General features: G+C 40.8%; 12 protein-coding genes. 2 read left to right on the top strand and 10 right to left on the bottom strand.

The genetic code is table 11. The features are described 5' to 3' along the window. Nucleotides 1–2: 2 nt before the first annotated feature. The 10 genes from ACZ5DR_RS12910 to ACZ5DR_RS12865 form a co-directional block, all read right to left on the bottom strand. A complete protein-coding gene (locus ACZ5DR_RS12910) occupies nt 3–2,315 on the bottom strand; it encodes a Mu transposase C-terminal domain-containing protein (protein WP_377369970.1) in 2,313 nt (770 codons plus the stop codon). Beyond that, nucleotides 2,312–3,127: a TnsA endonuclease N-terminal domain-containing protein gene (locus ACZ5DR_RS12905; RefSeq protein WP_377369968.1), complete on the bottom strand. Its 816-nt coding sequence runs from the start codon at nt 3,125–3,127 to the stop codon at nt 2,312–2,314. Before ACZ5DR_RS12905 ends, ACZ5DR_RS12910 begins: the two co-directional genes overlap by 4 nt. 404 nt (nt 3,128–3,531) lie before the next feature. Beyond that, nucleotides 3,532–3,627, bottom strand: coding sequence for a DUF4113 domain-containing protein (locus ACZ5DR_RS12900; RefSeq protein WP_377369966.1), 96 nt, complete (start codon nt 3,625–3,627; stop codon nt 3,532–3,534). Nucleotides 3,628–3,663: 36 nt separating this feature from the next. Continuing rightward, nucleotides 3,664–3,870, bottom strand: a complete 207-nt coding sequence (locus ACZ5DR_RS12895) for a S24 family peptidase (RefSeq protein WP_452600539.1) — start codon at nt 3,868–3,870, stop codon at nt 3,664–3,666. Next, on the bottom strand, nt 3,855–4,109 hold the full coding sequence (locus tag ACZ5DR_RS12890; RefSeq protein ID WP_452600537.1) for a S24 family peptidase: 255 nt from the start codon (nt 4,107–4,109) through the stop codon (nt 3,855–3,857). Before ACZ5DR_RS12890 ends, ACZ5DR_RS12895 begins: the two co-directional genes overlap by 16 nt. Nucleotides 4,110–4,766: 657 nt before the next feature. Continuing rightward, nucleotides 4,767–5,291 (bottom strand): hypothetical protein, encoded by a 525-nt coding sequence (locus tag ACZ5DR_RS12885; protein ID WP_377369964.1) that lies wholly within the window; start codon nt 5,289–5,291, stop codon nt 4,767–4,769. Between the two features lie 491 nt (nt 5,292–5,782). Then, nucleotides 5,783–7,552 carry a hypothetical protein gene (locus tag ACZ5DR_RS12880; RefSeq protein WP_377369962.1) on the bottom strand — a complete coding sequence of 590 codons (1,770 nt, stop codon included), beginning with the start codon at nt 7,550–7,552 and terminating at the stop codon, nt 5,783–5,785. Then, entirely contained in the window at nt 7,552–8,673 is a 1,122-nt protein-coding gene (locus ACZ5DR_RS12875) for a hypothetical protein (protein ID WP_377369960.1), read from the bottom strand. The genes ACZ5DR_RS12880 and ACZ5DR_RS12875 overlap by 1 nt, the downstream gene beginning before the upstream one ends. A 128-nt stretch (nt 8,674–8,801) precedes the next feature. Further along, entirely contained in the window at nt 8,802–9,866 is a 1,065-nt protein-coding gene (locus ACZ5DR_RS12870) for a YaaC family protein (protein WP_377369958.1), read from the bottom strand. Between the two features lie 858 nt (nt 9,867–10,724). After that, on the bottom strand, nt 10,725–11,903 hold the full coding sequence (locus ACZ5DR_RS12865; RefSeq protein ID WP_377369956.1) for a BaiN/RdsA family NAD(P)/FAD-dependent oxidoreductase: 1,179 nt from the start codon (nt 11,901–11,903) through the stop codon (nt 10,725–10,727). A gap of 306 nt (nt 11,904–12,209) precedes the next feature. Here ACZ5DR_RS12865 and ACZ5DR_RS12860 point away from each other — a divergent pair, with 306 nt between their 5' ends. Both ACZ5DR_RS12860 and ACZ5DR_RS12855 read left to right on the top strand, forming a co-directional pair. Continuing rightward, nucleotides 12,210–12,785, top strand: coding sequence for a hypothetical protein (locus tag ACZ5DR_RS12860; protein WP_377369954.1), 576 nt, complete (start codon nt 12,210–12,212; stop codon nt 12,783–12,785). 121 nt (nt 12,786–12,906) lie between these two features. Next, nucleotides 12,907–14,202: an imelysin family protein gene (locus tag ACZ5DR_RS12855; RefSeq protein ID WP_377369952.1), complete on the top strand. Its 1,296-nt coding sequence runs from the start codon at nt 12,907–12,909 to the stop codon at nt 14,200–14,202. The last annotated feature ends 14 nt before the right edge of the window (nt 14,203–14,216 follow it).

Raw genomic sequence — 14,216 nt, 5'->3', positions numbered from 1 at the left:
TATTACTCCTCATCTTTCCAAGATGTATGCTTAGTGGTGGTGTTATTATTTTTATTGTGTCCACTATCCTGGTTGGATAAGGGAACGTCTGAGTCTGTTGCATGCATAGGCGACACATCGTGACTGTGGTCGAACTTTCGATTCTCAGTAACCTCTGATTTGTTCGTAGTACTATTACCTTGATTTGCTTTGCGTCGTTTTTCAGCTTTTAAAACCGTATTTTGAGTACTATGAAACAGCCTTGCTTTAGAATTTGCGTGCGCTTGGCGGGCTTCATGCTCATTCTCAAGTTGCTTCAAGTTGAGTGCTGCACGCTCCGCTCTATTAAGACCTATGTAGCGTTCGTATTTTTTATCTAGCACTGCCTCGAATACTTTATTTTCAACGTATATCCAGATCTTACTGAGATCATCTGGGTCATAAGAACACTGAAATTTAGATGACTTACTTCGACCTTTAGCCGGTCGATGTTGATATTCTGATAATCGAATTTCATTGGAGGAAAACCATACCTCATGCTCCATCCCAAGCAGTCTTATGCCTTTTTTGTGAACAGTCACGTCACCACGAGGTAATAATGATTTTCGAAGGTCTTCATCCGTGTAGTTTGTACGCAAACAGGATTTCGAGTTCTCCACACTCCAACGAAACAAGTCTTTTGGTATACGAGACACACCATCATCAATAGCTTCGCGTGGCAATTGAATGTGTTTATTAATATGAAAGTTGTTATGATGGATGATTGTTTCCATCAAGATTTTCACTAACTCTTGTCGAATCAAAGAGGCATACCTTCTAGCAGTATTTGAGCGCTGTTCAGAAGGGCTTTCACTCTTATGCCCACGAGATAAATTCGGTAAGTTTCCAACGAGAGTTTTAAATGCGCTTTCAACGAACGGTTTGTCTTTACCTTGACCGGATTTAGAAAAGTCTAATCGTATCCCTAAAGTTTTGGCGATGTATTCAGACTTTGTATTATTGAATTCAGCATTATCAACAGCTAGCGCTTCAGGTAACCCTGTGTGTTTCCATTCATCAATATATTCTGGTAACCCTAGGCTTTCCAACCAATCCGCTTTACTTCGAAAACACTGATATAGTGCCGTTGCTGCTTGCTCAACAGAAGGTGCGCCAAAAGTGACATGAAAAGAAAAGATGTAGCGAGTAACAGCACATCGCAACACATAAAGTGTGATCTTTCCTACACGTTTAGTAACATCAAAACTGGATACCAATTCTTCGTCAAACGGCGTTTCATCAAACTCTAAACGCTGACCGACATTGATAAGATTTGTGAACGCATGACCATGATGACCATTGAAGTTATTGTTGCATTCGGCATTAGTCATCTGAGCATTTCTTAAAGCAGTCTTTTTGGGACCATATTCCTTTGTTAACCAATAATAAAACTGACCATAGCTTGGCTTAAGATGCTCTTCAAATGACTCATTATCTGAATTACTCCCAGTATCAGCCACTAGCGAATTATCATATACACCTGTTAAATAGCTGTACCTCTTATTTATCATATGCTCGTAAGTTGCAAAGAATGATCTTAGGCGTAACTTAGTATTTGACGTCAACTGCTTAACCGCCCATCTGAAATTTTCAAAATCTTCTGGCGTGAGCATTTTACGAGTAGGTTCACCTAGCAGCTTTTCTATATCACTCTTCCTTCCTAATGGCTTAGTAACGTTGCGCTCTTTCTTACGGACACGGGTAACTGATTCGCCAAGTCCTTTCCCTAGGGAAGCATAACAACACTCGTTAAAAAGATAGGTCCATATTATTTTGTATACTTGCTGTTTCGAGTAACCATGTTTTTTAGCAACACCGACAATAGTGCCTTTCCCATAGTTATTAGCAAAGAACTCATCCAAGTCACCAATCGTCTTAATGACGGCGAATCGCTTACTGGCTAACTGCAACTCCTTCTCACTCAAATCATCTAAGTGGACCGTTCGGCTTCTCTTAAAGCTACTTACCTTAATGACCTCTTTCCTTTGAATTGCTTCAACTAAATCAGTGATCGCGACTTCTTTGGGTTTCTTAGGCTTAGTACGAATATTCATCAAAAAAGCCGCCCCTCGCACAAGATCAATATGAACGATAAGGGAATCAGCAAGTATTTCAGTACCACCGATGACTACTGGCTCAACATCACCATAGTCATCTTCTGTCAGTTTAATGACTTCAAATTTGTTGATCGGAGCGCATACCTCCATAGGGAGTGCGCCAGCGCTTTGAGTAACCATCATGCTATTACTCATAGAGGCATCACTCATAGAGGCATCACTCATAGAGGCATCACTCATAGAGGCATCACTCCTAGAGACTCAGCACTTCGCTCATATCGAAGGCGTTGGCTCCAGTCCATCTTAAAATCTTTGCACCATAAAGCGTGGCAAAAGAAATGCGCGGACAATTCATCTTCGATACCAACACTGGATGCCACAGCCTTGATGAGTTTTCCTAAACGCATATCAGCATTGAACAAAAGCTCACCGCGAAAAGTATTCAACCAAGTGTCGTAGTAAATCTCTGTCGAGGGACGTAGTTTGTAGTGAAAATACAAAGTGTCTAAGGTTTCACTGTAAACATTCCTAATCTCATCATCTGTAATCAGACAGAACTCATACCCTTTCATGCGAGCGAAAGCTTCTTGAATTAAGAGTTTTTCGATTACACGTTTATTCGAGGCGTGATAACTTGATTTCACAGCCACCGCAAGCCATTTGACGTCTTCAACGCAAGTGTCATCGTTAGAGGCATCTAGCTCCACCAGAAGATCAAAGCTTTGATATGCCCAACTGGAACCTCGAGGAATTTTGGGGTGTTCGATGTCCAGCTTTTGGCAAATCAACATTGAGCTTTCGAGGTCGATGGCCCACTGTTCATAGACGTCAATCACATCGCAGTTGTGAAGAATATTAAGAAAAGCCCATCGTTCATTAACAGACATAAAGTGAATCAAGCGATCAGAGTCTCTGAAATGAGGGACTTTGGATCGGTTACCTGCGGATCGAGTAAAGTCCATCGTACGAATCATAGGGATGTAGGGTATCTCTGAATTAACGAATGATTCGTGATGCTCTGCGTAACGCTTATTTTGATTAACTTGTCTCATTTTCCTGAACCGATTTAAAACTCAATAAATATCAAATTACACGAATTTAAAATCGATTCAATATAGAGCAATTCAGTTTTCTATATATTATGAAAAATTCAGGGAAATATTATAAAACCTCATTAAAAAAGATATCTCAGATTAATTCAAATCCAATAAAAAACATATAAATCAATAGCTTATAAAAAATAGAGAACTGTGTTATTTTGACATAATATATTTTATTACTAATAAAAACCCCCTAAAATATTAGTTTAAAGCTAATATTTTTTAGCTTATTTGAAATATTATAAAAGAAATCTTTAAAATGGCTGACTACAAAAATTCACAATTCTTGCGTAATTTTAAAGGCATCAGATACTGATCATTTAGTAAACAAGCGGTAGGTCAACCCACCCAGAGGTCTACGCTGAGGACAGATGCTCACGCTTCATAGACCATTGAGGCCTGATGCCCTGTGAGGCTGAGAATACGGTGCCCTTTACGGTATAACCTGTCATCCACCAAACAGGAGTAACGCATTCAGGCAGTATTCATCAGCCACGCTCAAACTTACGGACAACCCCAGTTACTACGCCGAAAATCTCTAACTGGGATTCCTCTGTGATCTCAATGGGACGATAGGCTTTGTTTTTCGGACGGAGCAAGACTTGGGGTTTTAATTCAAGGGTTTTGACCGTCATCTCACCATGCAGACATGCAATCACAATGTCCCCATGGCGAGCCGTTAACGAACGATCCACCACCAAGATATCTCCTGAATAATCCCCGCTTCCACCATGGAATCCCCTTGAGCACGAACAAAGAAGGTCGCACTCGGGTGCTGAATACACAGCTCGTTCAAGTCTAACGTACGCTCCACAAAGTCCTGAGCCGGAGACGGAAACCCCGCCGACACCGACTCCACATAGAGCGGAATGTTTAACTTATTGATCGAAAGAAAAGCGGCTGATTCAGCAGAGCCAAGATACGTGACCTTCATAATACGCAAAATCAAATTACTGTATATTTATACAGAATAGTTTTGACAACGGATTGTGACAACAGGTTTTGGGGTTTGTAGGCTCGACACACAAGCCTGTCAACTCGATAGGTCAAGCAGGATCTAAGGTGGAAGGAAGTACGGATGGGATTGGGGCAAAAAGTCTAAACGTGGCGTATTGTGTGACTGGGGAATACGCATGGGGTCAGTGATCTATTTTCATCTGACCCCATTGTTACGTTCAAGTCTAACGTGCGCCCCACAAAGTCCTGGGCTGGGGACGGAAACCCCGCCGACACCGACTCAACATAGAGTGGAATGTTCAACTTATTGATCGAAAGAAAAGCGGCTGATTCAGCAGAGCCAAGATACGTGACCTTCATAATGCGCAAAACCCAATAACTGTATATCTATACCGTAAAGTTTTGGAAACGGATTGTAACAACAGGGTTTGGTGTTTGCAGGCTCGGCACACAAACCTGCCGACTCGATAGGTCAAGCTGGATCGAGGATTGAAGGAAGTACGGATGGGATTGGGGTGAGAAATTTAAAAATAGCGTAATGTACGTCTGAGGAATACGGATGGGGTTAATGCTCTATTTTCATCTGACCCCAATTATTTTTATTTTGATCCCAATTATTTTTTTAGTTTCGTTCTTATTTATTTTGGATCATTGTTGCAGCTATGCACGTTTCTGGAAAATCCTTTTTGTTTATATCACCGTCAGGATCAATATATTCTATAGAAATAGTACATGATGTAGTTGCAATATTATTTCCGTGTTCATACTTATTATAAATGACAGAGCTATACAGCTTAGAATCTAAAGATTCAATTATTCTAGATTTATCTTTTTCTAAAAGAGCTCCAATATTTTTTATTTTTGCTTGGTTTTTTACGTCGACATAAGGAACAGAAATAAAAATTCTTTTAAGTACAACATCATTACCCCCTGTATTGCTTACCAGAAGTGCTAACTTTTCATTTTCACTTATTATCGTTGCGGCATTTATGTCTGATACTTTGCTATCAAAATAGTTATATATAAAAATTCCTGCTGCAAAAATAATTGATAGAGAGGCTAAAAGGTCTGATATAATACTTATATTATCTTTTAAAAAATAGTTTAATTTCTTCCAACTAACTTTTTTCTTAGTGCTTGGGACTTCTGAAGCATCCATATTTACTGACTCATCGCTTATTTCATTAGTTTATGTTTTTTACTACTTAATAATTATTTGATGCTAAGAAGCTAGCGCCCGCAGCTTTGAAGTGGAGCCGAAGGCGCAACGAAGAAGCCGTAGGGTTGCCTGCGATTGTTAAGGCTGCTCGTTAAATATCGTGTGACCATATCCTGTTTCCATTCCATCCAGGATAACCTGTCTCTGCCCCCAAGATCATTAATACTATACCTTCGCTCTTGGATAGCCACTCTATAGCCTTCTTCGAATCGCTCATTGGTGTTCTCGAGTGCCAAAATAACCACAATAGAGTGCCCAGTTATGAAAGATGGAGGTAGGTTCCAAGTATCACCTATTGCCATGCCTGAACTATTACTAAAGTGAATCGATCTCCTTAGAGCATAACGCCAAAGTTAGCGCATCAGCAAGCCAAAGGCTTGTGGTTCCGCTGCACTTTATTATAATCTTAAAATTAATAACACTTGGCACATCTAGATTGAAGCTATATTAATCGTATCTATATAAAGTTCTTGATAATTCTCTAATGATTGAGAAAGGAAACCACGTTCAATCTGTCCACTACCTATGTAAAACAACTTTGAGTTTGATGAAAAGTAAGTGTCTTTAACGTCTTTGACTCTTACCTTTTCTATAGGTTTAACGTTTTCTTCATCTTTAGTACCAGAATCATCTTTAACGTGCTCAGATATAGAAATAAACGTCTGAGTATCGGACGGGATGTTGTTGCCAACAAATGACAAAATAGTCTCCAGATTGGTCTCGTCGATATCTTCCTTGAGAATCGCGTCTAGCAAGAATGGTAATCTATGAGCAGTATTCGACTTCGCAATCATAGCATTCAATGCAAAGTGATAAGCCATAACAGTCTTATGGAGTTCAACTCCTTGACGAGGGAAAGAGTGAATTTTATATAAATCCAGATATCGAGGGTCAGTAAGCGGCTTAAGTTCTAACTGTGACATATAAAATGAAAATAAGTTTTTGAATGCAACTTCTTTCTTAATCCGTGCGGCTATCGTTTCTTGTTCTGTAATCATAGAGCTAAGAGTCTTTTTAACGCTGTCTAGTTCATTTTCTGAGGCTTCAATATCAGCTTGCATTTGTTTATATAACGTAATATTTGCCTTATTAGCAACCCATTTCTCAAAAGTAACACCATCTACATTCTTGCCTAAAAGAACGCCGTAATCATCAAAAATCTCGTTCCTTATAGTTTTTATTTTCTTATTAGATGTATGTATCTTGGATTTTTTATCAGTTAGCTTATCAGTAATATGTGATTCAAGTTCGACAGTATCATTATATTTCTGATAATGGCTGTACAACCCTTCTAATGAGTATGACAAAACCTGTGTACATGCAGGACAGCGATCTAAATCATTGTAGTTTTGCTGCTTGATATTTCTCTTAGTTCTTTTCAAGATTTTATGGTGGTTCTGCAATAAGGAAAGTTCATTACAGAGCTGTATGTACTTATTCCTTTCTTCCTCTAATGAGTTCGACTTTTGAACATAGTTTTCAATGTACTCTTCCGCCTGTTCACCAAATGCCTCGTCAACCAAGTTAGAGAACTGGAACTCAGCTTTTTTGCTGTATCGCTTAAGATTATTAATATCAGCTAATAGCCGATCTCTTTTCTGCGTCAGCTTTCTATGCTCCACACGATCAAAGCTATTACTTATCCCCAGAAAATAGTCTAAGTAATCGTCTTTAAATCCCTTGTAATATTGAAGATTAGAAAATGATTCACGCAAATATACCCAGCCTACAGACTGAGAGATGTAATATGGTAAGAACATGCTTTCGAGTGGAGCTGATTTTAGTTCACCTTTTTGCTCAAGGTACAAGGTAAAACCAACTAAATCTCGTATGTAGTCCTTTAGCTTAACGTGTTCGACACTATTGTCGGCGTCGATACCATGGAAAGGCACTACTTTGCCATTCGGCTCTTTGACATAAATGGATTTGGGTTCCCTTACAATAGTGTATGTCTCGTCAATACCATCAACTGTCTTGGTGAAATCTACTCTGAAGGTTGGCTGATAATCGAGAATTTCATCCAAGTTTTCCTTAACATCATTAACACCAAAAGAAAATAATAAGCTTTGTATTAGTGTACTTTTTCCAGATGTGTTACGCCCACTAATAATGTTTGTACTGGGCGAAAATTCTTCGAAGAAGCAGAGATGATGCAATTCTGAGCTGACGAATAATCTGTTAAATGTAATAGTTGTATTCATTATAAAGCCTTACCGTGGCACTCTACAAAAGCGCATAACGTAGAGAAGAAAATATCGATATCTTTTAGATTCATGCTGTTTTTAACTTTGATATCATCAACGTATGCTTCAAACATATCCTCATTACTGTAATAGTTCATAGAGTAGTCATTTTCCCTAACGAAGCTTTTGATTATTTGATGTTCGTTATTATTCATGTCTTTCAAGAGTTCAAATGTGTTCCTAATATAGCTTTCGTGATTATTTTGGACACCTACAGGAACCCGAAACTTACGAGATAACGCTGTAGAGTAATCTCTCCATAACTTGAAAGTCTTTTGCTCTGTCTCAATAATATCAATCGCTTGCTTGATTTCATCGCCTTCAACCCTCTTGGTACTGTCAAGTAAGGTGATAACTTTACCTTGGTTGTATATGGCTTCGACCTCTCTAAATAGGCTAAGAAGCAGCTCAACTGCTGCTAAAGGGTCTGAAACATGTGAAAACTTCCTACACATTAGTCCGACTAGGGCATCTTTTTGTTCGTTCTTTTTGCGTGGGAAATCCACCCATTGCATATGCAGGTTATCGAGCTCAGCTTTGTGGTAAGTAAGTTTTTCCTTATTACAGAAACTATCTACTTTCTGGTTGATTTTATCTTTAATATCAATAGGAATTGCACCGTAACTACTCTTACAGTTTTGCTCATTAAGAAGATAGGTTATTTCCTTTTTCCCAACTTTCTTTTCTTGGTCGGTAGGCTTGTAGTTCAGTTTGATATCGGTGTTAGATACGAATGTTAATTCATGAGTGTAGCTTTGGCATTTAGGCGCTGGGTCGTTTATAAGTTCATTTCCAACATCAAGCATCTTGGCTATCACTTCGGAAAACCGCTTGTCTATAGTCCATACACTGCCTGAAAGTTTTTTTGCTTGATAAGAATGAACTTCTTCTATTTTACTGCGGCAATCTGACCTATAGCAAAATAGGAAGTCATCATGATGTTCGATGCATAGAAAGAACTCTCTTCCTTTAAAACGATTGTATTCATTCAGCAGTAAGTACAACGCACAATTACGCTGAAACTCAAAGCCTAATAAAGCATCTATTCCGGAGTTCGCCGCTTTTTTTCTTGTACTCAAAGCTTCACCTATGAAAGCTGGACTATTTATTTTTATGATAGTCCTATGCACTTACCTGTAACCTCCGCATTTTCTACTGGTATGGTACACAGCAAAAATCCATCCTTAAGACATGCGGTTGTTACGACTTAAATTTCTGCAAATGGAATTACGCATAGCTTACTTGTAATCAAGCTAACTAGCTGATACATAAATTGCTTAGGCAGTATTGCAACTGCTTCAGTTGCTATTGGCCTTAATTCACCTTGCATTATCTCTTCAATCTCACTTGGTCTATATCTGGCAGAATGCCCCAAATAAAACATTAAAAGATAAGAATTACACAAGTGATGATATGTTCCTTCTTGGAGAGAGCAGTAATACTTATATCCATTTCGTGTTAAAATTGACGCAATACCTAGACCTGAGTATTCCTTAAGAACATTTTTGTAAACTGTAGACCAGTTTTCATTACTTACCCGTTTTCTCTTTTGACTTCGGTGTATTACTTTTCCGTCTTTTTCATATGCCTCCAAAAAGTAGTCTTTACGATTATTTTTTAAGAATTTCGATGTATCAAGACTATTTTCTAGACCTTTAGCATAATCGACTTCAGTCATAAGATAAGTAGCTGTCTCATTAACGCAAAACCTGATATTTATTGGAAGATATTTTGGCTTCTTAAAGAAACCAAGGTTCCTACTAATACTGCTCAGCTCAGGTATGAAAGTGCACACATGGCGAAGTGCTAACTCATGCTTCCCAGATACTGGTGTTCCGAGTATTTTGGCGAATTCCAAAAATACATTTGTGCAATTATTAATTTTTCCAGATATCGTTAGGGAATGTTTTTTTCCGTGTGTGTTTGTTATACCATGATGCTCTACAACATCCTCAAGCTTTACTTTATGAACAGACAGCAGAGCCTTAACAAGATTCATCATCCCATAGTAAAAAAGCGTTCCTTTTGCTGGCATACTTGCTGATTCAGCTGCCTTATAAAAATCCTCAGCCAAAGAAGCAAAATATCTTGCTCTTTTATAGCATTGCCTATTATTGCCTGCAGAATTACTAATTTTTTCTAGAAGGTGACCATGCATAAATGACCAAGGATCAGCCGTTAAAGTAGCGGACTCCGCAGGTTCCATCGATATATGCGAAAACCTAACCTTTTGGTACTTATACTTCGCTTCCTTTACTTCTTGTAGTGCCATAAATCCTCTAGCCAACTAGTCATCTGTATAATCATGACGCCCCTGTAAGAGGCCGATAATGCTTGACTATACTGTTTAGCGAGACGAAACGAAACCATACTTAAGCAGCCTAGCTTAATTGGCTTGTTAGAAACCCGATCTATCGAACTAAAAAACAAACTATGCAACTCAAACTTCCGAGTATTCTTGGATAAGAAGTAAAATTGATACCATAAATAATGATAATTCTGGACTTCAGAGCAAAAAAACTCTTTACCGTTTATATCATTTTTTTGTGGTGACTGCAGGATATATCGAGCTAAGGCCCGAACTACAAATGGCAGGCTATCTGCTAATTCGAATCGGCATCAGGGTTACGAGCTCCGTCAACGATGCAATCAGTTCCCACAACATGCAGTTGCTTCGAGTAGCATCTGGTTTGCTGACCCACCTCAGTATAGCCAGCAAAGACATTCAGGCTAAACAAGAGCTGTTAGACATAACGATGATTCAATAATACAGATTTATCCCCATATGAATGGACAACACTTTGCGGGAACTAACCGTCAATTAGACAGCATTCTATAATGACACCGTAGTCGACCATTCTTTAAAGCAGCTCGATACAGCGATATTGCATTACAGAACACCATCAGCTCAAAAACCCTAATGCACCACCTTAGTGCAAACCAAAAAGTTAACACTCCAATTCCATTTTTGGTCGTATTTTGCGAGAAAAACGCTGAAAACCCCAGTGCATCTAGCATTGGGGCGATTTGGGAAAAATTCGGGCTGAAAAGTTAACACTTTAATTACAATAGAACCGGAGAAAGTTAACAGTACAATTACATTGTTAACAGTTTAATTCCAACGATCCACTCAAACAAACTGCCCTGCCGCGAAGCCGGACGACCATGCAAATTGGAAGTTGTAGCCCCCAAGCCAGCCGGTCACGTCAAGCACTTCACCGATAAAGTACAAGCCTTGGGCGCTGGTGCACTCAAAGGTTTTGGAGCTGACGTGTTGGGTGTCGATGCCCCCAAGGGTGACTTCCGCTGTGCGGTAGCCTTCGGTGCCATTGGGCTGCACATCAAAGTGGGTCAGGTATTGAATCAATTCGTTCAGGTTGTCGTTGGACAATTCCGCCATGGGGTTGGTCATCCATGGCAAGTCCTGTTTGATCACTTCCACCAGTCGTTTTGGCAGAAGTGTGTTGAGCTCCGTTTCTAGGGCACGTTTGGGTTTGTCTTGACGTAGAGCTTTAAAGTGAGCCTCAGGATCCATATCTGGCAGCAGGTTGAGTTGTAGTCCATCGCCCGGTTGCCAGAAGTTGCTGATTTGCAGGATGGCTGGCCCACTGATACCTCGGTGGGTAAACAGCATAGGCTCTTTAAAGGTCATGCCATTGGCACTGGCTTCGATCTCAAGACTCACACCGGAGAGTGTGGATAACTTGTCTTTCATGGCCGGTTGGATGGTAATTGGCACCAAGCTGGCACGTCGTGGTAATACCGATAGGTCAAATTGCTCCGCGATCTGGTAGCCAAATCCACTGGCTCCCATCGTCGGGATAGACAAGCCCCCTGTGGCAATCACTAGCGACTCACATTGGAGTGTGCCTTGAGTGGTTTCCAGTCGATAGCCCTGCTCTTGGGAAATCTTAGTGACGGAAGTCTCGAGTTTGATCTCGACGCCTGCCCACTCACATTCGGTCAATAAAATCTCTAATAAGTCTTTCGCTGAATGCTGACAAAAAAGCTGGCCTGGGGCTTTTTCTACGTAATCTAACCCATGCCGATCCACCAGATCGACAAAGTCCTGGGGTGTGTAACGACGCAAAGCAGATATACAGAAATGCGAGTTGGCTGATAGGTAGTGTTTGGGTGCTGCATCCATATTGGTGAAGTTGCAACGCCCACCTCCTGACATGAGTATTTTCTTGCCCGGTTTGTTGGCGTGATCTATCACCAGCACTTTGCGACCACGGTAGCCTGCCTGCGCTGCACAGAACAAACCTGAGGCCCCAGCCCCAATAATAACGACATCGTAATTCTGCATTTCAACCCCTTTTAAGAAGGTCGGCATTATACCTGAGCCACTAGAAAGGGAAATAAAACCTAGGATGTAGATGACAGAAGGCTTACCCGCTTATTTCCACAGAAACCGTGAAAAAGACTGTGGGAAGATCATTTTTATTCTTATAAATCAAGGCATTAAATTTAATCAAGCAATTTTTTAAAATTTTAAAAACCCAAAGGCACAGGTCAAAAAACAAAATTTTTAAAGATTTTGTCAAGGAAAAGCTAGACAAATTAACTGATCATTTATACAGTACTGTATAAACAAACAGTATAGGTGATTTGAATGAACGCTCTAATCAATTACTTACGTAAACATTCTCTTGTTGCACTGTTCGGGATTTTCGCGGTGGCCATGTATGCACCTGCTAAAGATCTGATGAATTACACCAATGACAAACTTGCTGACGCCAACATTGAGCTCGCCAGTATTTCGTTTGGTAACCAATCCCCTTGGTCCGGTTCCAATGTGGAAACAGGCTTTGTAAAAGCCAGCCAGAGCTTAAATAGCCCACAGCAAATCTTTACCAAGTTCACTTTGAAGAATCCCAGTGATGAGAAAGTGGTCTATCGCAAATTATGGCTGTACTTTGAACACGCAGATGGCAAACGTGAATACACAACTGACTACACTTTGTACGATCCACAAACACGTCAACGCTTAATTGGCCACTCTGTGGAGCTGGGTCCTAATAGTGAAGTGACAGTATTGGCGTCATACCGTTTTATTCCTAGCTACACCCAGAGCAGCCCTGAGACAGTATCTATTTCATGGGAAAACAACAGTCACTTCCGTGACAGCAGCTGTGAATATGAGTTATCCACAGGTGCTTTAAGTCAGTTCGGTGCCGCCTGTCGATAAAGGGCTAAAACGCCCTTTTGAATACTAACGAGAATAATTTATATTTAGGCATTGAGCTCTATTGATAATCATTTTCATTTTTACTAGAATGCGAACACAAATTGCATATGGAGCAGTAATTATGAAAAAAATATTGACGCCCATCGCTGCGGTCGTTGCAGCCGGGATGTTAACAGCCTGTGGTTCACAAGCCGTTAAGAGTGATAACGTTGCAGTAACACCAAGTACAGTTGTTACTCATTACGCAGACATTGCAGAAGCCGCCTACGGTGACTCTTACACCACTGCATTAACGCTACAAACTGCCATTGATACTTTCTTGGCTGCTCCAACTGAAGCCAACCTAAGCGCAGCCAAAGAAGCTTGGGTTGCTGCTCGTGCACCTTACCAGCAAACAGAAGTGTACCGCTTCGGTAACGCTATCGTTGATGACTGGGAAGGCAAGGTCAACGCTTGGCCACTGGATGAAGGTTTGATCGACTACGTGTCTCCTTCTCACTACGGCTCTGAATCTGACATTAACCCACTTTACACTGCCAACGTTGTTGCGAACGACAGCCTGATGGTTGGTGGTCAAAAGGTTGATGCTTCTACCATCACTCCTGAGCTAATCTCTGATTACCTACAAGAAGCAGACGGCGTTGAAGCCAACGTTGCCAGCGGCTACCACGCTATTGAATTTCTACTTTGGGGCCAAGACCTTAACGGAACTAACCCAGGTGCAGGCAACCGCCCTGCTTCCGACTACGACCTAGACAACTGCTCTAATGGCAACTGTGATCGTCGTCGTGAATACCTAAAAGCCGTGACTCAGCTGCTAGTTGATGATCTTAAATACATGGCTGACGCATGGAAAACTGGCGGTGAAGCACGTGTTGCCTTGTTCGAACAGTCTCCAGCGGAAGGTCTAAGCACTATGCTGACTGGCATGGGTAGCCTTGCATACGGTGAGCTTGGCGGTGAGCGTACTAAGCTTGGCCTAATGCTTCACGATCCTGAAGAAGAGCACGATTGTTTCTCTGATAACACCCATTGGTCACACTACTACGATGCTAAAGGCATCAAAAACGTTTACCTTGGTGAATACCAACGTGTCGACGGTAGCTGGGTGAAAGGTCCCTCTTTGTCTGCCCTGATCGCCGAGCAAAACAGTGAACTAGACAACGAAATGAAAGCGGATCTAGAAGCTACAGAAGCAGCTGGCCAAGCCATGGTTGATGCGGCTGCAAAAGGTCAAACCTTTGATGTGTTGATTGCCATGAACAACACCCAAGGTAACGCCCTAGTACAAGACTTCGTTGACTCTTTGGTTGACCAGACCCGTACTACGGAAGATCTGATCCGTGAGCTTGACCTTCAAGGCATCGCTCTAGAAGGTTCTGACAGTCTAGATAACCCAAGCGCAGTATTTGAATAATTGCTGATTTGGGA

The organism is Marinomonas vaga (assembly GCF_055388305.1).
This window is presented reverse-complemented; position numbering and strand designations above follow the sequence as displayed.